The 25,754-nt window shown below is 60.2% G+C and carries 28 protein-coding genes; 9 read left to right on the forward strand and 19 right to left on the reverse strand.

What is annotated here, in order from left to right; all coding sequences use genetic code 11:
* The first annotated feature begins 30 nt into the window (after window positions 1-30).
* Window positions 31-453, forward strand: coding sequence for a heme-binding protein (locus M2360_RS07255; protein WP_280773988.1), 423 nt, complete (start codon window positions 31-33; stop codon window positions 451-453).
* Between the two features lie 439 nt (window positions 454-892).
* Here the strand turns inward: M2360_RS07255 and M2360_RS07260 are convergent, their stop codons facing one another.
* Genes M2360_RS07260 through M2360_RS07285 form a run of 6 tightly spaced genes read right to left on the reverse strand, consistent with a single transcriptional unit; the run spans window position 893 to window position 7,244 of the window.
* The gene (locus M2360_RS07260; protein ID WP_280773989.1) at window positions 893-1,903 is read right to left on the reverse strand and encodes a quercetin 2,3-dioxygenase; all 1,011 of its coding nucleotides are present in this window, start codon (window positions 1,901-1,903) and stop codon (window positions 893-895) included.
* 19 nt (window positions 1,904-1,922) lie between these two features.
* Window positions 1,923-2,717 carry an alpha/beta hydrolase gene (locus M2360_RS07265; protein WP_280773991.1) on the reverse strand — a complete coding sequence of 265 codons (795 nt, stop codon included), beginning with the start codon at window positions 2,715-2,717 and terminating at the stop codon, window positions 1,923-1,925.
* A gap of 41 nt (window positions 2,718-2,758) precedes the next feature.
* Window positions 2,759-3,604: a fumarylacetoacetate hydrolase family protein gene (locus tag M2360_RS07270; RefSeq protein ID WP_280773993.1), complete on the reverse strand. Its 846-nt coding sequence runs from the start codon at window positions 3,602-3,604 to the stop codon at window positions 2,759-2,761.
* A gap of 41 nt (window positions 3,605-3,645) precedes the next feature.
* Entirely contained in the window at window positions 3,646-5,223 is a 1,578-nt protein-coding gene (locus M2360_RS07275) for a bifunctional 3-(3-hydroxy-phenyl)propionate/3-hydroxycinnamic acid hydroxylase (protein WP_280773995.1), read from the reverse strand.
* Window positions 5,224-5,256: 33 nt separating this feature from the next.
* Entirely contained in the window at window positions 5,257-6,150 is an 894-nt protein-coding gene (locus M2360_RS07280; RefSeq protein WP_280773997.1) for a VOC family protein, read from the reverse strand.
* Window positions 6,147-7,244, reverse strand: a complete 1,098-nt coding sequence (locus M2360_RS07285) for an amidohydrolase family protein (protein ID WP_280773999.1) — start codon at window positions 7,242-7,244, stop codon at window positions 6,147-6,149. Before M2360_RS07285 ends, M2360_RS07280 begins: the two co-directional genes overlap by 4 nt.
* A gap of 91 nt (window positions 7,245-7,335) precedes the next feature.
* Here M2360_RS07285 and M2360_RS07290 point away from each other — a divergent pair, with 91 nt between their 5' ends.
* The 3 genes from M2360_RS07290 (at window position 7,336) to M2360_RS07300 (ending at window position 9,164) form a co-directional block, all read left to right on the forward strand.
* Window positions 7,336-8,040, forward strand: coding sequence for a GntR family transcriptional regulator (locus M2360_RS07290; protein ID WP_280774001.1), 705 nt, complete (start codon window positions 7,336-7,338; stop codon window positions 8,038-8,040).
* A 504-nt stretch (window positions 8,041-8,544) separates the two neighbouring features.
* Entirely contained in the window at window positions 8,545-8,754 is a 210-nt protein-coding gene (locus tag M2360_RS07295) for a cold-shock protein (RefSeq protein WP_007605510.1), read from the forward strand.
* A 134-nt stretch (window positions 8,755-8,888) separates the two neighbouring features.
* The gene (locus M2360_RS07300; protein ID WP_280774003.1) at window positions 8,889-9,164 is read left to right on the forward strand and encodes a hypothetical protein; all 276 of its coding nucleotides are present in this window, start codon (window positions 8,889-8,891) and stop codon (window positions 9,162-9,164) included.
* 117 nt (window positions 9,165-9,281) lie between these two features.
* Here M2360_RS07300 and M2360_RS07305 read toward each other — a convergent pair whose 3' ends face one another.
* Window positions 9,282-10,178, reverse strand: coding sequence for a LysR family transcriptional regulator (locus tag M2360_RS07305; protein ID WP_280774088.1), 897 nt, complete (start codon window positions 10,176-10,178; stop codon window positions 9,282-9,284).
* A gap of 106 nt (window positions 10,179-10,284) precedes the next feature.
* Between M2360_RS07305 and M2360_RS07310 the strand changes: the two genes are divergently transcribed.
* The 4 genes from M2360_RS07310 to M2360_RS07325 all read left to right on the forward strand — a co-directional run bounded on the left by M2360_RS07310 (window position 10,285) and on the right by M2360_RS07325 (window position 12,969).
* Window positions 10,285-10,950, forward strand: a complete 666-nt coding sequence (locus M2360_RS07310) for a DsbA family protein (RefSeq protein WP_280774005.1) — start codon at window positions 10,285-10,287, stop codon at window positions 10,948-10,950.
* A gap of 28 nt (window positions 10,951-10,978) precedes the next feature.
* Window positions 10,979-11,473 carry a heme-binding protein gene (locus tag M2360_RS07315; RefSeq protein ID WP_280774006.1) on the forward strand — a complete coding sequence of 165 codons (495 nt, stop codon included), beginning with the start codon at window positions 10,979-10,981 and terminating at the stop codon, window positions 11,471-11,473.
* Window positions 11,474-11,670: 197 nt separating this feature from the next.
* On the forward strand, window positions 11,671-12,567 hold the full coding sequence (locus tag M2360_RS07320; protein WP_280774008.1) for an MBL fold metallo-hydrolase: 897 nt from the start codon (window positions 11,671-11,673) through the stop codon (window positions 12,565-12,567).
* A 6-nt stretch (window positions 12,568-12,573) separates the two neighbouring features.
* Window positions 12,574-12,969 carry a nuclear transport factor 2 family protein gene (locus M2360_RS07325; protein ID WP_280774009.1) on the forward strand — a complete coding sequence of 132 codons (396 nt, stop codon included), beginning with the start codon at window positions 12,574-12,576 and terminating at the stop codon, window positions 12,967-12,969.
* Between the two features lie 142 nt (window positions 12,970-13,111).
* Here the strand turns inward: M2360_RS07325 and hpaI are convergent, their stop codons facing one another.
* The 6 genes from hpaI to M2360_RS07355 form a co-directional block, all read right to left on the reverse strand.
* Window positions 13,112-13,924, reverse strand: coding sequence for a 4-hydroxy-2-oxoheptanedioate aldolase (gene hpaI, locus M2360_RS07330; protein WP_280774011.1), 813 nt, complete (start codon window positions 13,922-13,924; stop codon window positions 13,112-13,114).
* Window positions 13,925-13,932: 8 nt separating this feature from the next.
* Window positions 13,933-14,736: a 2-oxo-hept-4-ene-1,7-dioate hydratase gene (gene hpaH / locus M2360_RS07335; RefSeq protein ID WP_280774012.1), complete on the reverse strand. Its 804-nt coding sequence runs from the start codon at window positions 14,734-14,736 to the stop codon at window positions 13,933-13,935.
* A 3-nt stretch (window positions 14,737-14,739) separates the two neighbouring features.
* A complete protein-coding gene (locus M2360_RS07340; protein WP_280774014.1) occupies window positions 14,740-15,603 on the reverse strand; it encodes a fumarylacetoacetate hydrolase family protein in 864 nt (287 codons plus the stop codon).
* 113 nt (window positions 15,604-15,716) lie between these two features.
* Complete coding sequence (gene hpaD, locus M2360_RS07345; protein ID WP_280774016.1) at window positions 15,717-16,697, reverse strand: 3,4-dihydroxyphenylacetate 2,3-dioxygenase; 981 nt, start codon at window positions 16,695-16,697, stop codon at window positions 15,717-15,719.
* A 21-nt stretch (window positions 16,698-16,718) separates the two neighbouring features.
* Window positions 16,719-18,233 (reverse strand): 5-carboxymethyl-2-hydroxymuconate semialdehyde dehydrogenase, encoded by a 1,515-nt coding sequence (gene hpaE / locus M2360_RS07350; RefSeq protein WP_280774017.1) that lies wholly within the window; start codon window positions 18,231-18,233, stop codon window positions 16,719-16,721.
* 68 nt (window positions 18,234-18,301) lie between these two features.
* Window positions 18,302-18,694, reverse strand: a complete 393-nt coding sequence (locus tag M2360_RS07355) for a 5-carboxymethyl-2-hydroxymuconate Delta-isomerase (protein ID WP_280774019.1) — start codon at window positions 18,692-18,694, stop codon at window positions 18,302-18,304.
* A gap of 106 nt (window positions 18,695-18,800) precedes the next feature.
* Here M2360_RS07355 and hpaR point away from each other — a divergent pair, with 106 nt between their 5' ends.
* Window positions 18,801-19,292: a homoprotocatechuate degradation operon regulator HpaR gene (gene hpaR, locus M2360_RS07360; RefSeq protein WP_280774021.1), complete on the forward strand. Its 492-nt coding sequence runs from the start codon at window positions 18,801-18,803 to the stop codon at window positions 19,290-19,292.
* Window positions 19,293-19,298: 6 nt separating this feature from the next.
* On the opposite strand, the gene M2360_RS07365 is transcribed toward hpaR, so the two are convergent.
* Genes M2360_RS07365 through M2360_RS07390 form a run of 6 tightly spaced genes read right to left on the reverse strand, consistent with a single transcriptional unit; the run spans window position 19,299 to window position 25,643 of the window.
* Window positions 19,299-20,273 carry a phosphotransferase gene (locus M2360_RS07365; RefSeq protein ID WP_280774022.1) on the reverse strand — a complete coding sequence of 325 codons (975 nt, stop codon included), beginning with the start codon at window positions 20,271-20,273 and terminating at the stop codon, window positions 19,299-19,301.
* Window positions 20,274-20,275: 2 nt separating this feature from the next.
* Window positions 20,276-21,559 (reverse strand): aspartate aminotransferase family protein, encoded by a 1,284-nt coding sequence (locus M2360_RS07370; protein ID WP_280774024.1) that lies wholly within the window; start codon window positions 21,557-21,559, stop codon window positions 20,276-20,278.
* 1 nt (window position 21,560) lies between these two features.
* Window positions 21,561-22,922, reverse strand: a complete 1,362-nt coding sequence (locus M2360_RS07375) for an aspartate aminotransferase family protein (protein ID WP_280774026.1) — start codon at window positions 22,920-22,922, stop codon at window positions 21,561-21,563.
* A gap of 26 nt (window positions 22,923-22,948) precedes the next feature.
* Window positions 22,949-23,608 carry an HAD-IA family hydrolase gene (locus tag M2360_RS07380; RefSeq protein WP_280774028.1) on the reverse strand — a complete coding sequence of 220 codons (660 nt, stop codon included), beginning with the start codon at window positions 23,606-23,608 and terminating at the stop codon, window positions 22,949-22,951.
* Entirely contained in the window at window positions 23,605-24,858 is a 1,254-nt protein-coding gene (locus M2360_RS07385) for a Tm-1-like ATP-binding domain-containing protein (RefSeq protein ID WP_280774030.1), read from the reverse strand. Before M2360_RS07385 ends, M2360_RS07380 begins: the two co-directional genes overlap by 4 nt.
* Window positions 24,855-25,643, reverse strand: a complete 789-nt coding sequence (locus M2360_RS07390; protein ID WP_280774031.1) for an IclR family transcriptional regulator — start codon at window positions 25,641-25,643, stop codon at window positions 24,855-24,857. The genes M2360_RS07385 and M2360_RS07390 overlap by 4 nt, the downstream gene beginning before the upstream one ends.
* Window positions 25,644-25,754: the final 111 nt, after the last annotated feature.

Raw genomic sequence — 25,754 nt, forward strand, 5'->3', positions numbered from 1 at the left:
CCCATCTCAAAACCTGGACCAGTGCTCAATATGTTTCCACTTTCCATCGCATCCGCCATCATTGACGAGGCGCTCGCCGAGGCGCGCCGGCGCGCCTTCCAGCCGCTCGCTGTTGCGGTGCTGGATGCCGGCGGCCATCTGGTTGCCTACAAGCGCGAGGATGGCGCCGGCATCGTTCGCTTCGATATTGCCTTCGGCAAGGCCTGGGGCTCGCTTGGCATGGGTTTCGGTTCGCGCGAGCTCAGCCAGCGGGCGGCCAAAAATCCGACCTTCATCACCACGCTGACCTCGATCAGCGGCGGACGAATGGTTCCCTCGCCGGGCGGCGTGCTCATCCGTGACGCCGACGGCCATGTGCTCGGCGCCGTCGGCATCTCCGGCGATGTGGGCGATAATGACGAGATCTGCGCCTTGGCAGGCATAGAAAAGGCCGGTCTCTTTTCCTCGACCTGACCCTCACCTCCAGAGGAAGGATACCAAGAAGCCCCCTGCGGCCGTTACAGATGCGGCTGCAGGGGGCTCTGGATTCCTGACATTCGATCCGGCTGGATCTATTCCGCAAAGACCTCGTCGCGCTCCCTTCGGATATACGGGACGATAGCAATGACGAGCATGGCGAGGCTGATGGCCAGCGCGCGCAGCATCAGGGAAGACACCCATGGCGCCAAGCGCAACAGTCTGGGGATCTTTGAACAGCCGCAACGCAAGCGGGACAGTGCCACGAGTGTCAGCCCACCTGTCAGGTTCTGCGGCGCGCGGCATTATCATCGGCCTGCTCCAGCCTGTCCTCAATCTCAATGATCTTGCTTCCTCTCCTGCTGAAGCTCCTGTTCAGTTCAATCTCGATCCTGCCCCGCCGCACAGGATTTGCGCGGCGGATCCACCTCAAATGTCAGCCAGCCACGCCGATATCGGACGTGACGCTCCCTTTGAGCAACTGCGCCAGATTCTCCTCACGAGCGGGCCCGAAGGTGAATTCCTCTGTCGAAGCGCCGAGTTCATCCCAGAACTCCAGGCCGTCGCCGTTGGCCGCAGAGAGCAGCCAGCGCGCGGCTCCACTTTCCACCTGCGTGGCATAGGCCGTTCCAGCCGGAATGTTGGCGAAGTCGCCGGCGGAAAGCACATGAGCCTCGCCATTCAGCGACAGGGACAGCGTGCCGGAGAGCAGGTAGAGGTTTACATGGGTGTGCACGTGGCGGATAGCGGGCATCGATGCCCCCTGACCGGCTTCAATCGTGCGGATATCCGTGACGCCGTCGCAGAGCGATCGCGGTAGAACCTGCGTCGACAGGTGTCCGGCAAGGCGGTGACGTTGCCCATATCCCGCCTGCAGCACATAGGACTGGCGGCCGCCTGGAAGCGCACGATCCGTAGTGTCGCCCGAGCTGACATCCGCATAGATCTGCTCGGGAACACGCATCACGCCATAGCGCTGCATACTCATGCCCATACGAGAAAAGTCGAAGGGATGGTTTTCCGGGGGCAAGCCAGGTTCGGCCCACTCACTGCCGGCGCTGCCAAAGAAACCTTCCCATCCGCCCGGCGCGACGATTCCGAAGAACTGCGTGCGTGGTGCGACCGACTGATAGGAATGCACGTCGTTGGGTGGCACGAAGGCGAAATCGCCTTCCGTCAGAATACGCGACTTACCGTTGGCCCAGATACGCAACCGGCCACGGGTGCAGAACCAGGTGTCGTATTCCCGCTCGTGATAGTGCAGCGGGATCGGCTGGCGGTCGAGCGTTGCTTCGCAGACGACAGCGCCATAGCCGCCATTCGTTTCCTCGCGACCAGCCAGAACATGGACGACCTGGCCAGCGACATTGAAGGTTTCACCCTCACCCTGGCGGAGCACATAGGCGACCGCCTGCTTCGGCAAGGATTTAGTTTTAGCTTTTGTCATCTCTGTCCTCCTGGAGTTTTCAAGCCTTGATGCTGCGTTCGAAGAAGCGCAGCAGGGACGGCGCAAGCCGTGCCGAATGGCTGCCGGCGACATCGGGGCCATCCTCGGAAAACCACAGATGCCCAGCATCCGGAAATTCGAGGGCCGTGACGGGATATCCCGCCTGACGCAGCGCATCGGCAAAAGTCGAAGACTGCTGCGGCGACACGTCCCGGTCGACATGGCCCCAGCAAAGAAAGACTGGCATCGATCGGGTTTCGGTGATCTGCCGCAACGGGGACGCCATGTGGTAAAGCAGCGGGTCGGAGAACAGCCTCTTGCCCAGCATGATTTCCGTCTTGTCCGGCGCCGTCACGCTGTTGACAGCCTGATCCGCCTGCCAGTGCGCCATCAGGTCATAGACCCCGTAGATACCGGCAAATGCCTTGGGCTGCGGGCAATTGAAGGCGGTGGAGAGGCTGACCAGCGCGCCGAGATGGCCGCCAGCCGAGACCCCGAGCACTCCGATCCGCTGCGGATCAATACGATGACCGAGGCCATGGTCCGAAAAATAGCGCAGGCCCGCCGCTACATCCTCGGCATTGCCTGGATAAGCCGGCGCGCCGGCGGTTGCACGCCGATAGTCGATGCTGGCAAAGGCAAAGTCCCGCTCGGCGAGATACCGGCCCCAGGCATTCAGCGCGCCGCGATGCCCCCGAACCCAGCCGCCGCCGGATACGGCCAGGATCAGTGGAAACGGACCATCACCTGCCGGAACATGAAGATCCGCCTGTAGCGGTTCTCCGACGGCGCCGGGATAGCTGATCGTCTTCATATGCTTCGCCTTTCCGCTGCCAGAGGGATCGTGTCGGCCGCTCACGCTTCCTGTGCGATCGGGTTGCGCAGGATGCCGAGCTTGTCGATTTCGACCTCTACGATGTCGCCCGGTTTCATCCAGAGCGGCGGATTGCGCTTGGCGCCGACACCGCCCGGCGTGCCGGATGCGATGACGTCGCCCGCTTCCAGCCGTGTGAAGCTCGAGCAGTATTCGATCTGACGCGCGATATCGAAAATCATCTGACCAAAGGTCGCCTCCTGCACCACTTCGCCATTGAGGCGCGTCTGGATGCGAAGATCATCGAGCGGACCCAGCTCCTCCGGCGTCATCATCCAAGGGCCGAAAGCGCCCGTATCCGGAAAATTCTTGCCCGGGATGAACTGGTGCGTATGGCGCTGAAAGTCGCGTATACTGCCGTCGTTGTAGCAGGCGAAGCCGGCAATGTGGCCGAGGGCATCTTCGCGCGAGATATAGCGGCCGGGCTTGCCGATGATGACGGCGAGTTCGCCTTCATAGTCCAGCTCGGTGGAAACCTTCGGCCGTATGATCGGCTTCATATGACCGGTCTGGCTGTTGGAATAGCGGGCAAAGATCGTCGGGTGCTCGACTTCTGAACGGCCCGTTTCCTTGCGGTGCATCTCGTAGTTCAGGCCGACACAGAGGATCTTGTCGGGGTTCGGAATGACGGGCAGCCATTCGATCTCGGAGAGCGGAAAGGCCGCAGCCTTGGCCGTCGCATCTGCGACGCCGGCCAATCCGGCGGTCACGGCCGCCTTGAGATCGGCATAGTGGCCGGCCATGACAGCGCCTGCATCGTGAAAAGTCTCGCCTTCGATCACGCCCCAGGTGGTGCGTCCGGCGATGTTGACGGTAGAGAGTCTCATGAGCTTACTCCTTCAAATGGGATGGCCGGACCTTTGGCGTCTCAGGCAAGACGCGCGACAAGATCCTGTATGTGTTGTCGAAGAGCATTGAGGTCGGCGGCGGCAGCGAACACGTAGTGATCCGGACGCACGAGGGCTGCTACGGCGCCCTGCCGATCAAACCAATTGGCAAGCACACTATCCTTTTCCCGCAGCGCTGCTGCATCCGCAGCATCCGCGCCCTGCGGAGCGACAGCAAGAACAGTCAGCCCCTCCATCGCAGCGGCCAGCGCCTTGCCTTCCGTCTGCGTGAGATAGCGACCGTCCAGCACAAGCCGCCAGCTGGCGCCGGTAAAATGATCAAGAAGCCGGCTCTCGCCGTTTTTGAGGATCGCCGGCTGCGGGAAAAGCAGGCCGCGCGCTGGCGTACCCTCCGCAGCAATCAGCCCCTCTTCGATCGGAGGCACGATCTCCTGGCGGGTGATCACCAGCGGCTGTCCGCCGCCTTCGGCCAGAATTCGGGCATCGCGGTCATCGGCCGCATCGACATCGCGTTCGCAGATTGCCTGGCCGATCGCCTTGATCCTGCCCGTCAGCGTCTTCACATGCCGCTTGCGCTCTTGCGTATAGGTCGACAGCAGGCTTTCGTGCGACTGTCCTTTGAGAATGCGATCGAGCCGCCAGATCAGGTTGGAGACGTCGCGCAGGCCCTGACACATGCCCTGACCGATAAACGGCGGTTGCTGATGGGCGGCGTCGCCGGCTATCACGACCCGACCCTTCTGCCAGTCGTCCGCCACCAGCGCATGGAAGCGATAGGCAGCAGCCCGCCACAACTCTCCGTCTTCAGGCGTCAGCCACCGAGACAAAAGCTTCCAGACATTCTCCGGCATGGCCATCTCTCGCGGATCTTCACCCGGCAAAAGCATGATTTCCCAGCGACGGTGGTTTTTCGGCCCCATGACGAAACTCGCCGGGCGCGCCGGATCGCAGAACTGCGCGGAAGTCTTGGGAAGTTTAGCAAGGCCCTGATCATTGACGAGCACGTCGATGACGAGCCATGGTTCGTCAAAGATCAGGTCCTCAAGCTTGATGCCGGCAAGGTCGCGTACGCGGCTCGATGCCCCGTCACAGCCAATCAGATGGCGGGCGGCGACCTTCCGGGTCTCGCCCGAGGCATCCTTCAGCGTCGCGATGACCTCGTCCTTTCGGATGTCGAGGTCAACCATTTCAGCGCCGAGTGAAACCGTGACGCAATCGAAGCTCTCGGCGTGGCTGCGCAAAACAGCCTCGACCGGCGGCTGGGTGAAGACCATGCTTGGCGTGTAGCCGAGCGGATAGGGTTCCGGCACCATGTCGATGCGACGGATGAGCTGACCCCTGGCGCCAAAGTGCTGCGAGGCGGTGAAGGGCGCGATATAGGGCATCACTTGCTCAGCCACGCCCATATTGTCGAAGTGGCGCAGGATTTCATGGTCGATCGCGATGGCGCGCGGCTTGTCATAGATATCGGTCAGCCGGTCGACGACCAGGGTGGAATGGCCGCGCGCGCCCAGCATGCCGGCGGCAACAGCGCCCGCGGGGCCGAAACCGACGACCAGCACATCATAACGGTCTGTGATTGAAGTCTCGTTGGTCACAATCAAGCCTCTGCAAAACGGAAGACGGGGGCGTCAGGCGCCGGAAAACCCGATGGAAATCTGTGCCTTCTTGCAGGCATCGCTCTTGGGTGGCGCTATCCCCCAATGATCTGTCCGGCCAGGCGGCCAGACCCATTCGTCCGGTCCCTTCACGCGGTAGCTCGCGTCCACTTGCAGAACTTCCGCCGTGTATTCGATCACGACACCCATCGGGTCGATGAAATAGGCGAACACATTGTCGCCAGGGCCATGGCGACCGACACCCCAGCCGATCGGATAACCCTTGTCGATGACGAGACCTGAGCCTCGCATCACCGACTCAAGGTCCGGCATCAGAAAGGCGATGTGGTTCAGGCCATGGGACGCGGCGTCGGCCAGCACAACGGCATGGTGATCGTTGTTGCAACTGAGGAAGGCCATCATCTTCGAACGATCGGTCAGACGGAAGCCGAGCACGGTTCGATAGAAGTCGGACAGGGCTTCGATATCGGCGCTGTTGATGTTGACATGCGCCAGTCGCTGCACCCGGTTCGGCACAACACGCGCGTCCTTGCGGCGGTCGCCATGGACGAATTCCAGCACCGAACCCTGTGGCTCACGAATGACAAAACGCTCACCGCCCGACGGCGCATCCGCAGGTCCAGGCGCGCGAAACACGGCGCAGCCCGCCTGCACGGCCTTGTCGAACAGGTCGGCGAGATCCTCGACGGAGCGAACACGGAAGCTGATCTTGCGCAGTTCCGACCGTTCGCTCTGCTTCAGTTCGAGAACGTGAAAATCGTCACCCGTCGCAGCCAGAAACACCTTGTCCCCCACCTCGGCGACCACCTCCAGCCCCCAGACACGGGTATAGAAGTCGATCGAAGCGGAAAGGTCAGGCGTGCCGATCTCGACACTGCGCAGCGCGGTTACGGGAAAGTCGGTCATGTCGAACACGTCTCCTCATCCAGTCCCAGAAAGTTCAGTGCATTGCGGAAGACCAGAGCCTCACGCAGGTCCTCGTCGTCATACGCCTCCGCGATACGGCTGATCGGATCGCTTTCGCGAAAGTTGAACGGATAGTCGGTGCCGATCATCACCCGGTCCTCGCCAAACACCGAAACGACCCGGCGTAGCATGTCCCGATCAAACACAAGCCCATCGACATAGAGCTTCCGCGCCACCTCTGACGGCCGAGCCGGCATGCTGTCACCGATGGCCGCGAACACCTGACGGCCCTGCTCAAGCCTGGGCAGAAGCGATGCGAAGGTTCCGCCGCCATGGCTGAAGGCGATGCGCAGTTCCGGAAATTTGGCAAGCAGTCCACCGGTGATGACCGAGGCGACGGCAAACCCGACATCGCTCGGATAGGCCAGCACCTGCTGCAGCGGCGCCGGGCCGACGAGCCGATCCATGCCGGCCGGGCGCACCGCATGCACGAAGACAGCGACACCGAGCCGCTCAACCTCGGCAAAAAACGGATGAAATCGGGGATCTCCGATCGGCACGCCATTGATGTTGCTACCGATCTCGACGCCACGGAAGCCCAACTCAACGACGACGCGGTGGAGCTCGGCAATGGCAAGATCGAGGTCCTGCATGGGTAGACCACCGAAACCGACGAAACGCCCGCCTCCGTGCCGGACCATATCGGCAATCACATCATTGACATGGCGCACCAGATCTCGGGCTGCGCCTACCACGATCCAATAGCCGAAAAGCTCCGGCATCGGAGACAGCGCCTGCACGGCAATGCCGGCGCGATCCATCTCCTCGATCCGCCGCTCTGCAACCCAGCAGGCATCGCTGATTGTACGGTAAGGTTTCTGATCGATCACGACCGTAGCATGACAAGCCTCGGCTGGCGTCATTGAAGGCCAACCGGCAACAACCCCACCACCGGGGGGAGACGGAAATTGCGAGGGCGCCACATGGCAATGCACGTCGATGCCGACGCAGCCGCACGCGCTCCTCCACCGTCTTGCCATGCCTGCGCCTTGGCTCATTTTCGTCTCCTCCATGGCCTTCTTGATAATGTGCAAAATACTCCCCGTAAAGGCATAATTTATAAATTTTGTGACTTCGGCGAGTCGTGTATATAAAAGCTTGAGGTAAGTGGGGAACGACACAAACATGGATGCGGCAAACAGGGGCACGGACAGCCCGGCAACGCGTGCGACAAGCGTCTATGAACGCCTCAAGGCGGACATCCTTTCGGCTACGCTCGAACCTGGTCGCAAACTTCAGCTGCGCTTTCTCATGGAGCACTACGATGCGGGACAAACGCCGCTTCGCGAAGCATTGAACCGCCTCTCGACGGAAGATCTTGTCATCGGCAAGGAACAGCGTGGTTTCTTCGTCAAACCCATCAGCCTGGAGGAACTGGGCGAGCTAACGAAGACCCGGTGTTGGGTCGAGGGTCTGGCGCTGCGCGAATCCATGACCAATGCGGGCCCGGCCTGGGAAGAAGCTTTGCTCGTCGCTCATCACCGGCTCGACCGCGCGCCGCGATCGCTCGATCCGGAACGCTTCGAAAGCAATCCGGAATGGGAACGTCTGCACCATGCATTTCACGTCCAGCTCATCGGCGGCTGTGCATCGCGTCCGCTCATCGCTTTCTGCGAACAGCTGGCGGACCAGTTGAACCGTTACCGCGCGCTCTCCAGCCGCAAGGCATTTCGCGTTCGCAAGGTCAGCCAGGAGCATGCCGATATCTTGGCCGCGGTTCTCGCCCATGACTGCGAGAAGGCCGTTGCCTTGCTGCAGCGTCATTTCGAGCGGACCGCCGAGGTCATTAGGACGGATCTGGAAAACGGATCGGTCGCAGGACCTGGTTAGTCAACGGCCGCTTATCAGAAGATGTTGATGCATGGCTGGCTGCATTCCGGCCCGGCGTGCGGAACGCGCGTGGCGCAGGACCTGGCAAATACCTGCCATCTTTGATCGGAACCATTGCGCTCAGTGGCGTCTGCCGATCCACAAGATCTTCCATGACCGCTGCGGCAGGACGGGAATGTTTTCTGGAACGATGATTGCTGGACATGCGCAATCTCGCCTGATCCTTGGCAAAGACGGTATGGGCATTGTTCCTCCATGCAGACAACCGCGACTGATTCAGCAAGTCAAATCTTTATTGCCTAGGTCTTCACCCGATTGCCCTGAACCAAAGGTTGACAAACCTTTTGATGACCAATATAAAGGGCAATCGATATTTTGCTGTTGAGCTTTGGTTATAGCGCGTTTGGCACCGCGCCCTGAACGAACCTTCCCTTTAAAGCATCGCTACACTATCCACTGCGCATTCGCGCGGTGGTCTCATCTATTGCTACGAAAGGGTTTATCATGACCACTGGCACAGTAAAATGGTTCAATTCCACCAAGGGCTTCGGCTTCATTCAGCCTGACAACGGCGGCCCGGACGCATTCGTCCACATCTCTGCCGTTGAACGCGCTGGCATGCGCGAAATCGTTGAAGGCCAGAAGATCGGCTACGACATGGAGCGCGACAATAAGTCGGGCAAGATGTCGGCCTGCAATCTTCAAGCAGCCTGATCCGGAATCAGCTTTCCTCTGACCACGGATGTACTGGCAGTGCGAGAGCGCGAGACCAATGAAGGTCAGGCAATTTGCCTGGCCTTTTTTTATGCCTCACTCGCAGCCGAGCAGGACTGCAGACGGGAGACTTCATGACGCGAGAAGCAGCAGAACTTCAGGCGATCAACACAGCCTGGCAGATCGCCATTCAGGAGATCCTCAGAGTGGTTGTGCGCGATATGTACATGACCGGTGACGAACCGGCCTTCAGGTCGCGGGTCAAGCGGATCGAGGAAACAGCCGTCGAAAGCATCTATTCAGGCTTGGTGCTGCGTGGCGCCGATGAATGGACGCAAGTCCTGGTCAAGGAAAAAGCCAGCAACTTTGTAACCACGCTTCTAACGTCGTTTACCTACGACAAAGTGTGAAGAGTGTCCTGAGTCCCAGTTTCGCGACGATATGCGGGCGTACAGAGTAAGTGTTTTTCATGGATGAAAGCGCGGCTTGGGGACAGTATGGGAAAGCCCAACAAACACTCGATTCGGTCACGGCTTCAGAGACGTGGTCAGCATTTCGACGAACGCTGTCACCTTTGCCGGTCGAAACCTGGCAGCTGGATAGACCAAATAAATGCCGCCCGATGGCAACCGCCACTCAGGAAGAACGGGCACCAAGCGTCCGTTCGACATGTCGTCGGTCACCAGGAAGTCAGGCAGGACGGACAGTCCGCCGCCTCTCATGACAGCCTCCATTACCGCCGGCGTGGTGTTGATCGCGATGTCTGCCTTGAAATGTACCGAGCGCGCGCCCTCATGGTCATGGTTGAATGTCCACTCCAGAGGCTCTCGCAGCGCATTGTTGGCGACGAAGGGTAAAGCCTGGAGGTCGGTAGGATCTCGTAGCTGGGCTAATTGTCTGGTCAATTGACGCGGACCGACCAGGAGCTGCCTGAACGAACCAATCCGTCGCGCCTGCAGACTCGAATCCGCCAGCCATCCGACGCGAATGGCAAGATCCATCTGGTCCGCGATGAGATCAATCGACTTGTCGCTGAGGTTGAGTTCCACCTTGCACTCCGGGTATCGCGCCGTGAAGGCGGTAACGATGGGAACGACGATCGAAGCGCCATAGTCATAGGGCGCTGTGATCTTCAGAATTCCCTTCGGAGCAGTCCTGGCTTCAGCCAATTCATCGAATGCGTGTTCGGCTTCACGCAGAATCGAAACGCAACGGGCATGGAACAGCTTTCCTGCTTCCGTCGGCTGTATTCGACGTGTGGTGCGCATCAACAGCGTTGCGCCGACATCCTGTTCCAGTCTCGCAACCTGTTGGCTGACGACAGCCTTTGTTATGCCGAGATAGTCAGCCGCCTTGGTAAATGATCCTGTGTCAACCACAGCGGCAAAATAGGCGAGACGATTGAGGTTCGTTGCTCCCTGCATGACGGACTCCCGTTTGATTGTAAGGTTATAGCATACATTCTGTCCGCTTTGCCGATCTTTTTGTTTCAATTCATCCATGTCATCTTTGCTTTCCAAGGAGAAAGACATGAACGACAAGGTTCACATCACCTATCTTTTCGATCCCCTTTGCGGTTGGTGCTACGGCGCTTCCGACATCATGCGTCGGCTGTCTTTGCGACCGAATTTACAGGTCGCGCTGGCGCCAACAGGGTTGTTTGCCGGTCCTGGCGCCAGAGCAATGAATGCGCAATTTGCCGCCTTTGCCTGGTCAAACGACGTGCGGATCGCCAGTCTCACTGGTCGGCGCTTTGCCGAGGCCTATCGCGACAAGGTTCTCGGCATGGAGGGGAGCATGCTGGACTCCGGTCCAGCCACGCTTGCGATGACGGCCGTCGCCTTGACGGCGCCTGCCGCAGAACTTGAGTGTCTTCGTCTCATTCAGGAGGCCCGCTATGTCTTGGGCCGCGACGTTACCGAGAGCCAGTCGCTCATCGATATCCTGGATCAGGCCGGTTTCGGCGCTGCGGCTGCACGCCTTGTGTCGCCCGACGTAGAATTGGTTTCGACAAATAGGCGACGAATTGCCGATGCACGCGCGCTAAAAGACGAATTTCGGGTCGATGGTGTGCCTGCGCTGATTGTGGATGACGGGCGTAGCCGCCGCTACCTCGCGGCAAGCGCGTTGCTGGGAAATGCGGATCCGATCTCCAGCCTACTGGGCGCAAGCGCGTCTGCTGGCATTGGCGTATAGGCCGTTCATTTTCAGAAAGTTGTCCGACATGAAGACCAGGCATATCGCGCTCTTTTTGTTTTCCTCGGCGATCCTATGGGCGTTGACGTCAGTCACAAGTTTTGCCCAAGCCATGCCACCCTATGGCGCTCCTATCACTATCGAGCAAGCCAAAAAGGCTGCGGGCGCAGCCGTCGCCCGGATGCGCAAACTCAATATGGATATGACGATCGCCATCGTCGATTCCGGCAGCAATCTCATTTATCTCGAACGCTCCAATCAGGCAGGCATCGGCACGATCGACGCGGCGATCGGCAAGGCGAAGGCCGCCAATGGCATCAAGACGCCGACAAAGGTGATCGGGGAGATGATCCTAAGTCGCAACCAGAGCAATCTGCTTGGAGTGCCGGGCGCTTTTCCCGTTGAAGGCGGGATGCCGATCATTGTCGACAACAAGGTTATCGGTGCGATCGGCGTCAGCGGTGGCATGCCGGCTGACGACGGCGCCATCGCCACGGCTGGCGCAGCGGCTGTCCAGCCCTGAAAAGACGTGTTTTCGGGCCAATACAAGCGTTTTGCATCCGAGTTGAAGACCCGTTCACTGTCGAGATTGAGACGCGCGGCGGCAAAATTTTGCGTTCAGCGACCGGGTCGGTCGTCTCAGGTGAGTTCGATGAGAAGTCCAGGGGCGCAAAATCCGCAGTTCTCATTTTTCCTACACAACCATCACAGGAGAGTGCCATGTTTACCAGGAGAAACATCATGAAAACCACCATAGCCGCTGGGGCCGCCGCCGTATTCGCGCCGGCTGGCTTCGGCCATGCGGCTGCAAGCCTCACCTGGAAATCATTCCCGGCTGGCCAGAACGGCTTCTTCCGCGCCCCGGTTCTCGTCTACGGGCAGACTGAAGCTGTCCTAATCGACGGCGGATTTACGCTTGCCGACGGCCTAGCCCTCGCCGAAGCGATCAAAGCCACGGGTAAGACGCTGAAGACGATCTACATTAGCCAGTCCGACCCTGATTATTACTTCAGCCTTGGGCCGATCAAGTCCGCCTTTCCGGACGCCAAGGTCATTGCAGCTTCTGCTACGGTCGATGCCATCAAGGGAAGCGTCGAAAAGAAGCTTGCGGTCTGGGGACCCCAGCTCAAAGATAATGGGCCGCAGGCATTGGCCGATGTCGTCATGCCGGAAGCCTTTGACGAAAAGACACTGATTGTAGACGGGGAAACCATCGAGATTGTCGCTGCGGAAGGCCTGGCCAACCGCCGCTATCTCTTCGTTCCGTCCCTCAACGCGGTGTTCGGCGGTGTGATGATCTTCAACGGCGTGCATGTCTGGACCGCCGATACCAACAGCGCCGAATTACGGGCCGCCTGGGTTGCCAATCTTGAAAAGATTGCTGCTCTCAAGCCATCCATCGTTGTTGCCGGGCACATGGCTCCCGAAGCCAAGATGGACCTATCGGGCGTAGAGCACACTATTGCCTATCTCAAGGCGTTCGAGGAAGAACTTGCCAAAACAAAGGACTCGGCTGTGCTGAAGGCGGCCATGGAAGCCCGTTTTCCTGGCCTCGGCATGGGTGTTGCCCTTGACATCGGCTCCAAGGTCGCCACCGGCGAAATGAAGTGGGGCTAATCTCGCATGGGCGTTGGTCTTGACCTCATCAGAGCCACCTATGACGGCTCGTCAGAAGACAATGGCCGCAACTTGCTTGCGGCTTTGGCGCCCGATGCGACATGGACGGAAGCAGAAGGCTTTCCCTATGCCGGCGTCTATGTCGGTCCTGATGCCATCATCGCCGGTGTCTTCCACCGGCTTGGTGAGGAGTGGATCGGCTACAACGCCAAGGTCCATACGTTCATGGAAGACGGGGATCGGGTCGCCGCGTTCGGGGTGTACTCTGGAACCTATAAGGCGACTGGCAAGTCGATGACCGCGAGCTTCGCCCATCTCTACGAAGTGCGCGACGGAAAGATCGCCAGTATGGTGCAGTATGTCGACAGCCATATGGTTGTTCAGGCATTAAAAGAAAACTGATAACGGCCTTCATCTTGGCGCGAAACGCGCTTGCGCCAAGATGAATATATAAGTCAATTATAAAATTGATGATCTATTTTACGGATACGAATAACTAATTGATTTTTTAATTCCCTGCATCTCGAAAAAGATTTTCAAAATGTTAGTATACCTGTCCCTTTGAGGGCTCCTGCGCTGAGCCGCCGCCGATCTGGAGAAAGTCGGTCAGCAGCCGACTCGTCGCTTGCGTCAGCAGTCCCACATCGCTGCCGATGCCGACAAAGGTAGCCCCCAGTTCGATATAGCGTCGGGCGAGAGCCTGATCGGCGGTGAGAATTCCGGCCGCTTTGCCAAAGGATTGGATCCGCGCCAGCGCGTAGGTCACCGCTTTTTGCACCTCTTCGGCGCCCGGTTTGCCGAGGAAACCCATGTCGGCGGCGAGATCGGCGGGGCCGATGAACACGCCGTCAACGCCGTCGGTGGCGGCGATCGCATCGAGATTGGCGAGCCCGGCTTTGCTTTCCACCTGCAGCAGCAGGCAGATTTCGTCATTGGCGGTCTGCAGGTAATCGGGAATCCGGTTGAAGGCCGAGGCCCTCGCTAGCGAGGCGCCGACGCCGCGGACGCCATGCGGGGGATAGCGCACGGCGCGAACCATGGCTTCGGCCTGTTCCCTGGTCTCAACCATCGGCACCAGGATGGTTTGGGCGCCGATGTCCAGAATTTGTTTGATCAGCCAGGTTTCGCCGATTGGCGGCCGGACGATCGGATGGGTCGGGTAGGGCGCCAGGGCCTGCAACTGTGTAAAGAGCATCGGTATGTCGTTCGGCGCATGCTCGGCGTCAAGCAGGATCCAGTCGTAACCGGCGCCCGCGCAGATTTCGGCGTTGATCGGGCTGGTCAGCGCCGCCCATAAGCCGATTTGGGTGCGCCGCTCCATCAGAGCGGCCTTGAAGGTGTTTTTCGGCGCCGGCATGGCTGGTCCTATTTGAAATGGCAGGAAATGGTTCCGTAGGGTCCGAAATCGCCACAAATCGTATCGCCATGACGCGCCTCGACGGGGCGGATGAAGGATCCGGCCAGCACGATCTGGCCGGCTTCGATGCCGTCGCCATATTGCGCAAGGCGGTTGGCGAGCCAGGCGACGCCACGCGCCGGATGATTGAGGACGCCGGCGCCCAGCCCTGTTTCTTCGACCTCGGCATTGCGGGACACGATCGCGCCCATCCAGCGTAGATCGACGGCGTCGACTCGCATTTGCCGACCGCCGATCACGATGCCGGCATTGGCGGCGTTGTCGGAGATCGTGTCGACGATGCTGCGCGTCTTCTTCGTTTCCGGGTCTATCCTCACGATGCGCGTATCGAGGATTTCCAGTGCAGGGGTCACATAATCCGTGGCGTTGAGCACGTCGAACAGGGTGACTCCCGGTCCCTTCAGGGCGGTTTTCATGACGAAGGCGATTTCGGCCTCGATCCGCGGCTGGATGAATCGGTCCTCGGGGATCACGGCGCCGTCTTCGAACGCCATATCGTCAAGAAGCACGCCTGAATCCGGGATGTCGATATTCAGCGCATATTGCATGGCCTTTGATGTCAGCCCGATTTTCCAGCCGATCACGCGCCGGCCGGCGGCGAGTTTGTGGCGGACCCATGCGCCCTGCACCGCATAGGCGTCATCCATGGTCATGTCGGGATGCGCAAGCGACAGGAGACCCGTCTGCCGGCGCGTTTTTTCCGCCTTGTCGAGCGCCTGTGCGGCCGCCAAAATATCATCTTGGGTCAGCATGGTTCATACCTCGTCGGCGATGGTGTTGCGCAGAAGGCCGATGCCGTCGGCTTCGACTTCCACGACGTCGCCCGGCTTCAGCCAGATCGGCGGATCGAAGCGGGCGCCAGCGCCCGTCGGCGTACCGGTCACGATCACATCGCCCGGAACCAGCGTCGTAAAGGTCGAGATGTAGTTGATGATTTTGCGGAAGGAGAAAATCATCCTGCTCGTGCGGTCACTTTGGCGCACTTCGCCATTGACGCGGGTGGTGAGTTCAATATCGGCCAGTTGGCTTTCGTCTGTATAAGGAACCAGCCAGGGTCCGATCGAGCCGGTGCGATCGAAATTCTTGCCTTGGGTCACGTTGAATTTAGCGTGGCGCACCCAGTCGCGGATCGTGCCTTCATTGCAGAGCGACAGCGCGGCGATATGATCAAGCGCTTCCGCCTCGGCGATACGCCGACCGCCCTTGCCGATCACGATGACGATCTCGCCTTCGTAATCAAGCTGCGGACTTTCCGGCGGCCGGATCAGCGGTTGGTCATGGCCGGTGAAGGAGCGGGGAAAGCGGATGAACAGCGAGGGATTGGCGGGGGCCGTCTGGCCGTCCTTGTATTCCTCGTTGCGATCGGGGAAGTTGACGCCGACGCAGATGAGCTTTTCCGGCTGGGGAATGGGGATTTCGAAACGGAATTCGCCCGGCGCAAGATCCGGCGTCAGTGCTGCGCCTTCTGCAGCCAATTGTCCCAGCGCACCGGCTTCGATGACTTCGCGCAAGGTCGGCCATTGCGGGTATCGGGACGATAGAACAACAAGGCCGCCATCCCCAAGGAGGCCATATCCCTGGCGATCTGCGGTGGAAAAGCTGACGAATCTCGCGGTCATCTCGGTTCCTTGCTTATGCTTTTGATAGGCGTGTCAGGTGTCAGCGCGCCAAGCTGACAGATCTCTCCCCACAGGCAGCGGGGGGAGATCACGTCAATGGTTCAAGCGCACGGTCACGGTGCGATGATCGGTTGCGCTTTGAGCACGGATTCGACTGGCTCCTGGCCGGCGAACAGGCTGCCTTCCTCAAACCACGACTTGGGAGCAGGGGCGCCCCACAGCGTTTGACGCTGCGGATCTTTGAGGTCCCACTTGATCGGCTCAAGGTCGGGATCGACCGTCTGATAGTCGGAGCAATAGATCTCGATGCGATGGCCGTCTGGATCGCGGATATAGAGGAAGAAGGCATTGGAAATGCCATGGCGGCCCGGTCCACGCTCGATATTCGGCAGCCAGCCCGTCGTCGACATCAGATCGAGCAGGTCGATGATGTTGAGCGGCGTCGGCACCCAGAAGGCGGTGTGGTGAAGGCGGGGGCCACGGCCATTGGTGAAGGCGATGTCATGGACGCCACCCTTGCGATGCGTCCAGGCGGCCCAGAGACGGCCGGTCTCCTCATCTGCGGTGTATTCCGTCACCCGGAAGCCGATTTCGTTGTAGAAGGCCACGCTCTCGTCCACATTCGGCGAGAAGCAGTTGAAATGGTCGATGCGCAGCGGCTTTACGCCTTTGTAAAGCGCGTATTTCTGATGGATCGGCGGCAGACGGTCCATCTTGGAATAGAATTCGAGTGGCGTGCCATGCGGATCGCGGGTGCGGAACGTGCGCGCCTGATAGGGCCGCTCCACCCATTCGACGCCGAGGCCCTTGCCTTCGAAGAATTGCGCAGCCTTGTCGAGTTCGCCTTCGTCATAGACCTTGAAGCCCAGTTCGCGGGCTTCGGCCTTGTCGGATTTGCGCAGCACGATGCAATGGTGGCCGCGTTCCTCCAGGGCGCGCAGATAAATCGCATCGGATGTCTCATCCGTCACCTGCAGGCCGAGCGTGTCGACGTAGAAGGCGCGTGAACGGGCGAGATCGGTGACGCCGAACTCGACATGGCTCAAACGGACGATGTTGAAGGGGGGGTAGAGATTGGGGATCGGCAGAGCCATGGGTTCCTCCTCGAGTGAAAATCAGCCGCCAAGCTTCTGGATGGCGTGGGCGGTGTTGGCGAAAGCGATGTTCTTGGTTTCCATGTAGAAATCGAACGACCAGTCGCCGCCGTCGCGGCCGATGCCCGAATTCTTGACGCCGCCGAACGGCGTCGGGAGATGGCGTACATTTTCGGAATTCACCCAGATCATGCCGGCTTCAAGGGCGTCGGTGAAGCGGAAGGCGCGGGTGACGTCATTGGTCCAGACATAGCCGGTGAGGCCATATTCGACATCATTGGCGAGCGCGAGCGCCTCGCTTTCGCTCTTGAAGGGGATCGCGGTGAGAACCGGCCCGAAGATTTCCTCCTGGGCGATCCGCATCTGGTTGTTGGCGTTGGTGAACAAGGTGGGGGAGACATAGCAGCCGCCGCCAGGGCCGTCGAATTTCGCTCCACCCGCAGCGACCGTCGCGCCGCCCTGCTTGCCGATCTCGATATAGTCGAGCACCTTCTTTTCGTGTACCGGATGGATCAGCGGGCCGATGACGGTGGCGGGATCGAGCGGATGGCCGACCTTGATGCGCTTGGCCTTTTCGGCCACCATGCCGGTGAACGTCTCATAGATGCTTTCCTCCACCAGCAGGCGAGAGGAGGAGGTGCAGCGCTCGCCGTTCAGCGAATAGATCATGAAGACGGCTGCGTCGGCGGCGCGTTCGAGATCGGCATCGGCGAAAACCACCACGGGGTTCTTGCCGCCCAGTTCGAAGTGGACGCGCTTGAGCGTGTCTGCGCCCTGCTTCATGATCATGGAACCGGTGCGGCTTTCGCCGACAAAGCCGATCGCCTTGATGTCGCGATGCTCGGTCAGCGCCCGGCCGGCATCCTCGCCGAAGCCGTTGACGAGATTCCAGACGCCTTTCGGCAGGCCAGCCTCCTCGGCGATTTCGACCAGCAACCGGGCCGTGAGCGGCGAAAATTCAGCCGGCTTGTGGACGATGGTGCAGCCGGCGGCCAGCGCCGGCGCGATCTTCCAGGTCGACAGCATGAACGGGGTGTTCCACGGCGTGATCACGCCGACCGGACCGATGGGCGAGCGGGTGGTCATGTTCACCTGGCCTGAGGCGCGGAGCGTCTTGCCATCGCGGGCTTCCGGCGCGCGGTCCGCGAAGAACCGGAAGTTTTCCGCGCCGCGCAGCGCCGCCTTGGCCATGAATTTTAGCGACTGCCCGGTGTCCATGCATTCGACGAAGGCGATCTCCTCGGCGCGCGCGACAATGGCGTCGGCAATCTTGTGCAGCAGTTTCTTGCGCGCGGTTCCGTCCATCTGCGCCCAGCCGGGGAAGGCGGCCTTGGCGGCTTTCGCCGCGCGGTCAATGTCGGCCGCGCCGCCGCGCGCAATCTTGGAGATCGGCTTCAGATCAACAGGGGAAATGGTTTCGAACGTCGCGCCGTCCGCCGCAGCAACGTCTTCTCCGCCGATGCGGTTGAGCACTGTGTCTCCGAACTTCTCCAGATAGGTCCGGGCCTTTGCAATATTGTCATCAAGCTGCGACATGTCGTCTCCATCGGTCAGTCAGGCGCCCGCGGCACGGCCCGGGCAAACTATGTGTTCGGATCGGGTGATTAGCCGCCCTGCGCCCGCAGGCGGGGATGGATGGCGTTCTTTTTCCAGCTGAACGCAGTGTCGATTTCGCGGATTTCGAGCGTCAGCGCGAAATGCGGGGTTGCGAATTGCGGCGCGAGAAATTTCGTGACGGCGGCGAAAATCGCCTCTCCGGTCTCCTTGCGATCGTCCTGGCTACGGCCCATGCCGACGCGGAACGACATATCGATGAAACCGTTGGCCTCGAGCAGGTCGGCGACCGCATAGGCATCGCAGCGGATGGCGCGAACACGCACAGCACCCAGTTCGAACAGGCCGGTGTCCAGGATCGTCTGGTGAACAACGCGACACAAAGCGGAAAAATCCACTGCGTCGCCCAAATTGGCGGAATATTCCATTGTAAAGTGGGGCATGGATCCTCCCGATCCGCTCTTGTAATTAACATGTTAACAAAATGATCGAGCTTGTCAAGCAGCTTGCGCGTCGATCTCCAGCGTTACGATTGCAAAAAGGCGGGAAATGAAGTTAGAACCCGGCATGACAGAAAGACCGACCACCAAGATCGCCCAGGACGCCTTCTTGCCGCGCAACACCCGACGATCCCTGCCGATCGCATTGCTGCGCGCGCGCGAAGCCGTGATGAGCCACTTCCGGCCGATGCTGAGCGCTCATGACATGACCGAGCAGCAATGGCGCGTCATCCGCATTCTTGCCGAACAGGATACTGTCGACGCCTCCGAAATGGCCGATAAAGCCTTCATTTTGGCTCCCAGCCTGACACGGATCATCCGATCGCTCGAAGAGCGCGGCATCATCGCCAAGCTGAAGGACGCGAATGACGGACGCCGGGTTCTCCTGAAGATTACGCCGGCTGGCTTGGCCATCATCAATGAGGTCGCGCCAGAGAGCCGCATGATATACGAGCGCCTCGAGACGCATTTCGGGCCAGAAAAGATCGACCTTCTGCTTGACCTCCTCGACGAGATATCGACCTTTAACGAAGACGCGTGAACCCGCTCAGACAGCATCGGATAGCGCTCGCGCTTCTGCGACATATCGCGCCAATCGTTCAGCGGAGTCCGGCAATTCCGGCCGGGCGCCGACCCAACCGATATAGGTGAGACTGCGCAACAGCAAGAAAAGCGGCAACTGGGCGAGATCGGCGTCGCTCAAATGTTTTTGGCTACGATAGCCGTGGATCAACGCGGCTTCGATCAGTTGATAAAGCGGTTCGTGACGGTTGCGCAAAAGTGTTGTGGCGATGTCAAACAGCCGCCAACCGAAACCGCAATCATCAAAGTCGATAAAGGCGATGCCCGACGCGCCGATAAAGACGTTCTCGCGCACCAGATCGGCGTGAACAAGCCCGAAATCGAGCGTTTCGGCCACTTCGGCAAGGCGATCTCTCAATTGGCCGCGTAGCGCCACAAGATACCGCCGGTCGATCTCGGCAAGCCCCGCCACATCCCAGAAACGGCCCCAGACAGGTTGTTCGCCAAGAAGTCCATTCGCGTCCCATTGAGGGCGTGAAAAATGCGCGGGACGCCGCCAGCGGTCGGCGATTTCATGCATCCTGGCCATGGATGCTCCGATGTCGTGAAACAGAGCTTCCAGTTCGTCGGCGCCCTGGGCAAGCGGCGCGCCGGATTCGCCCAGGGGGACGCCGTCGACCCAATCGATCAGGTCCGCAAATTGCGGCTCGTCTCCATCAAGCGAAATCAACAGCCGTCCATCAGACGCTGCGATCGGTTCTGGCGCCCGAAGTCCATTTCGCCGCAGGTCGTCCATCCAGTGCAATTCGGACAGAAGCGCCCATTCGGAGTGGTATCCCGGCCGATGCAGCCGGAGCGCGGCCTTTTGACCATGGGCGAGGCGGACTTTGAAAACGGCGTTCTCGCGATATTTCAGCAACTGCGGGGTTTGGTCCTGCAGATCCCAGGCCGCCATGGCCCTGATGGCGCGGGCTTGCAAATCGTCAATGATTGCACTCACGGTCAGAGCCCCGCCAACACGTCGTCGAGTGTTTGCAGCATGAGATCCGCATTGTCTTGGCTGAAAGGCATCGGCGGACGGATCTTGGTGGCGTTCTGGTGAATTCCAAGTTTGCCCATCAAGACGCCGCGCTGCCGCATCTCGTTGATCACGGTCGTGGCGAGATTGGTTGCCGGCTCCCTGGTTTTCTGATCGAGCACCAGTTCGGCTCCGAAAAACAGCCCGCTGCCGCGGACATTGCCAATCAGATCATGCTTTTCCGCCAGCCGCGACAGGCCGTCGCGCGCATATTCGCCCACGACGCGGGCGTTTTCCATCAGCAGTTCGTCCGTCAACACATCCAGCACTGCCGAGGCGGCTGCGCAGGACACTGGATTGCCGCCGAAGGTATTGAAATAGCGGAAAGCCTTGCGGAAGGCGTTCAATGTGTCCGAGCTCGCCACGACGCCGCCAATTGGATGGCCATTTCCCATCGGCTTGCCGAGGGTGACGACGTCGGGAACGATCCCGGCGCGCTGATGCCCCCACATATGCGTGCCGGTGCGACCAAAGCCCGGTTGTACTTCATCGCAGATCAAAAGGCCGCCGGCTTTGCGGACCAGATCAGCTGCTTTCTTGAGAAAGCCGTCGGGCAGTTCGGGGAAACCTTCATTGGCGAAGAAGGGGTCGATGATCAGAGCCGAAAAGCCATGGGGCGACGCCTGCAGGGAGGCGATCGCTTCCTCGATCGCCTGGGCCCAGGCATTGGTGAATGCCTCGCCCGGTTCGCCGCCCAGTGGCCGATACCCGTCGGGCGCTGGCACATGCCGGACATGGCCGCCGTAACCGCCGACCGGCGGCATGCGGGTCGACAGCTGCGACACTGCGGCGGTGTTGCCGTGATAGGTACGGTCTGTCGCGATCACCCCGGTTTTGCCGGTCACGGCTTGGGCCATGCGCAGCGCGATATCGTTGGCCTCGCTGCCGGTGCAGGTGAGGATTGCGGTGTCCAGGCTTTCATGGAAGGTCGCCGTCAGCTTCTCGACATAATCGAGAATGCCTTCATGCAGATACCGCGTATGGGTGTTGAGCATGGAAGCCTGCTTGCAGATGGCCTCGACCACGCGAGGGTGACAATGGCCGACATGCGGGACATTGTTATAGCAGTCGAGATAGCGTTTGCCGTCTGCATCCCAGAGCCAGACGCCCTCTGCCTTCACCAGATGAACGGGGTCGAGATAGAATGTCGACATGTTTTTGCCAAGCAGTCGCTCGCGGCGGGCGAGAAGCGCGGTCTTGTCGTTCATCTCACTTGCCTCCCGTCGCAGCATGAAGGCCTGCGTCCACCGCAGACACGATCCGGGATACATCCTTCGCGGTCACGACGAGCGGCGGCGAGATAATGACGTTGCAGCCGGATGTTCGGATCATCACCCCCTCGGCATAGGCCGTGTCGAAGACCTTCTGAACCACATCCTTGGCGGCTCCAGCCTTGGTCTTGCGGTCGGAGACGAGCTCCAGCGCGCACATCAGGCCGCGGCCGCGCACATCGCCGACCAGTTCATGCGTGTCCATAAGAGCCTGAAGGCCGGCCAACAACTCGTCGCCGCGCGCCGCCGCATTGGCGGCGACATTCAGGCGGCTTGTTTCCTTGAGTGTGGCCAGCGCCGCCGCAGCGCCGACGGGATGACCGGAATAGGTATAGCCGTGGCCGATCGACCCGATCGCCCCCTTTGAATTTTCAAACGCAGTTGCGATCTTGTCGGCGATCATCACGGCGCCGAACGGGAAATAGCCATTGGTGATCGCCTTGGCGGCGCACATGAAGTCGGGCTTGACGCCCCAGCCGCGAGAACCGGTCCAGGCTCCGGTGCGGCCGAATGCGGTGATCACCTCGTCTGCGATCAGCAGAATGCCGTGACGGTCGCAGATGCCGCGCATCAGCGGCATGAAGGTTTCGTGTGGAACGATGACGCCGCCCGACCCCAACACCGGCTCCATGATCATCGCGGCAATCGTGTCGGCGCCCTGGAAGGCGATTTCGTCCTCGAACTGGCGGGCGATCGCCTGGGCGATTTCTGCGGGATCGGACGTGTTGAATGGGTTGCGGTATTCATAGGGCGCGGCGAGATGAAAGACGCCTGGCAGCAGCGGTTCATAGTTGCGGCGGAAATTGGCGTTGCCGTTCACGGAGGCGCCACCGAAATGGGTGCCGTGATAGCCCTTCTTCAGAGCCACGAATTTGGTGCGCTCCGGCTGGCCGTTGATCTTGTGATACTGGCGAGCCAGGCGAAGGGCAGTTTCCACTGAATCCGACCCGCCCGAGGTGAAGAAGGCGCGTGTCAGTCCGTCTTCCTTGAACCATTCCGACAGTTCATAGGACAGTTCGATCGCCTTGTCGGTGGAAGTGCCGCGAAAGGCGGAGTAGTAGGGCAGGGCGTCAAGCTGATCGCGGATCGCCTGCTTTACCGGTTCGCAGGAGTAGCCGAGATTGACATTCCAGAGGCCGCCGACGGCGTCGAGCAGCGTCTTGCCGTTGACATCGGTGACTTCGACGCCTTCGGCTGCCTGGATGATATGCGGCGGGTTGGTCTGCATTTCAGCGGGATGCGCCATGGGATGCCACATATGGCGCGCATTGTTCTCGGTCAGGAAGTTGGTTTCACGCATCGGGGTCCTCACATAATCCGGTTGATTCAAAGTCCGAGCAACTGAAGTGCGCGGCGATAGCTGTCGGCGGGGCGGGTGACGTCGAAATGCACATGCGGCAGGCCGACGGCGACCGCTCCCTCTATGTTCTTGGCCTGATCGTCGACGAAAACGCAGTTTTCGCGGTCCAGCCCGAGTTCGGCGAGAACGAGTTCATAGGCCCTGGGATCGGGCTTGAGGATCTGTGTGTAGGTGGCGTCGACGATCACGTCGAAGAGTTCGATCAGGGGAAATCGTTTGCGGAAATCCACGCCGTAGAAAAGATCGAGCTCATTGGACAGGATAGCCAGTTTCAGACCCGCGGCGTGCGCGGTCAGGATCGCGTCACGCGCCTCTGGCCGCAACACCAGTTCCGGCTCGGCGCCGCGAGCGCGCTGCACAAAGGTCTTCATGTCCGTCCAGGTTTCTCCGACAAGCGCGCCGACCTCCCGCGTTCGGCTCATCCAGTAGTCGCGTTCGGTGATCTCTCGCGCCTGCATACGCTCCCACAACCGATCGGACGACGGATCGAAGGGGCCGCGCCAGGTCAAGGAGCCGGGCTGAAGACCGAGTGCGCGCTCCGTCTCGTCATGGGTCTCGAAAAGTGTTCGGGTTACGACCCCGCCAAAATCGAGGATCAGCGCCTTTTGTGAATTGTCCGTGCTCATGGGCGTCCCTTTGCGACGAGTCCCTCTTCCACCCAGGCATCGAGAATTTCGAGCGCCTTGGCGGCAAATTCGGGCGAATTGATATGGGCGTCGATCTCTTCATACCGCGCAGTGGCAGGCACGGCCTGGCGCATCGCGTCGATGAAAGCGTTGAGCGCGTCTGGCTCATGCAGCGGCTCGCCCTTCTGATCCCATTCCTGGATCCCCTGGATCGGCAGGATAAAGGCAACGGGCGACGCTACGCCCGACAGTTTTGCGCCAATGACCTCGGCTATCTCGCGACGCCCGGCAGGATCGGTGGTGATGGAGGCGATCAGCCTGTTATGGGCATGAAAGGGCCGTTCGGCGAAGCGTTGGGGCAGGGGGCTCCAGGCCTGCAGGTCCACCATGTCAACCGCCCCCGGCGCCACGATCTGCGGAATTCCGGCCAAGCCCGCATTTTCCATCCGATCCGGCCCGGAAGTGACGACGGTGCCATTGTGGTGATTGGAGATTTCCTGGATGCAGAAATCGAAGACTGCGGCAAAGCCCTTTTGGGCCGCGATCGCCTCGAACGCCCGTCCGCCCATGCCGGTGGCGTGAAAGACGGCGACGTCATAGCCCCGGCGTTCGAGCTCGGGCCTGAGATATTTCATATATTTGAGGCAGGAAGATCCAAGTGAGGTCATTCCGATCAGCGGTCGGTCGCCTTTCGGTCGTGCGCCGTGGCGCGCGGCGCCAACGACGGCGCCGCAAGCCTGGGACAGAACAGAGCCACAGATATCGTTCAGCCCGTAGAGACCTCCCGCCCACAGGATCATCATCAAATCGGGGGCGATCCGTTCCGGCGGGATAAGATGCGAATAGGCGATGGTGGAAACCACGAATTTGGGAATGCCAAGCGGCAAGACGGCCGCGACGTCGAGTGCGAGATCGGTGCCCATGGAGCCGCCAAGCGCGACCATTCCGTCTACCCCGCCCTCTTCAAAGAGGGTTCTGACGAGCGTGCATGCTCCTTTCGCCATCATCGCCATCGAGCTGTTTTCATCGCCGCTGTCGATTATGTCCTGGATCGTAGCGTTGACCGCGAAGGCAATGTCATGCCGTGAGAAATCGGGTGTATAGGGCGGGTCTCCCAGCACGCTGACATCAATCATCACGGCCTGTCCGCCGGCTTGCGCGATTGTCCTGGCCATGAAGGTCAATTCGTCGCTTTTGGTGTCGCCAGTGCCGATCACCACTATCCTGGGTTTGCGCGCTTGATCGCTCATCCCGTTTCTCTCCCTCGTTGCAGCGCCGCCTGTTCCTTGCGGTCGACGCCGAAAAATGCTTCTGAAATCCGTCTGGCTGCTGCTGCGGCGGCAAGCCCGTGCTGCCTGATTCTGGCGGCATCCGTGCGCACCAAGGGCGCTGCCACGGTGATGCAGCCGATCGGCCTTGCTTTCGGATCCGATATTGCCGCGGACGTGCTGAAGACCCCTGCCTCCATGCCCTGGCGATTGATGGAGTAACCGTCGGTGCGCGTCTGTTCGATCGCCTTGCGGAAGGACGCTTCGTCGCAGGTGGTGTAGTTGGTGAACGCCGGCATCGGACCGGTCGCCGCCGCGTCCACGTCCTTGTCGGGACAGGCTGCGATGAAGGCGAGACCGGATGCGGTTGCGTGAAACGGCAACAACGTTCCGATGGCAATGAAGACCCGATGCGCCTTGGTCGAATCTTCGACATACACTGTCGATAGGCGGCCGCCGGAGTATTCAGACAGGTGAACTGTTTCGCCGCAGTCTTCCATCAACTGACGAACGAAAGGAATGGCGGTTTTCAGAAACGGATAGCGCGCCTCGCGGATGCGTCCGAGTCTAACCGGAGCCGAACCCAGACGGTACTTTCGGTTGTCAGGGAGCTGCTCCACGAAGCCATGCTTTTCAAGCTCGACGAGGAAGCGTCTCGTGGTCGCCTTGTCCAGCCCGCAGGCGACGGCGACCTCGGTGAGGCCCGCATCCCTATCCATGAGCGATAGCGTGTCCAGCAATGTCAGAGCTTTACTGATCGTTCCCATTTTTTCCTCGTGTTCCGGACTTTCGAGTCCGGTTCTGGTGGTTTCCCACCCGTCAAGCGCGCCTTCGCCAGCGCCGAGATACTTAACATGCGAAATAACTTGACAGGTGAC

The sequence above is a fragment of the Rhizobium sp. SG_E_25_P2 genome (assembly GCF_029892285.1).
Taxonomy (GTDB): domain Bacteria; phylum Pseudomonadota; class Alphaproteobacteria; order Rhizobiales; family Rhizobiaceae; genus Rhizobium_E.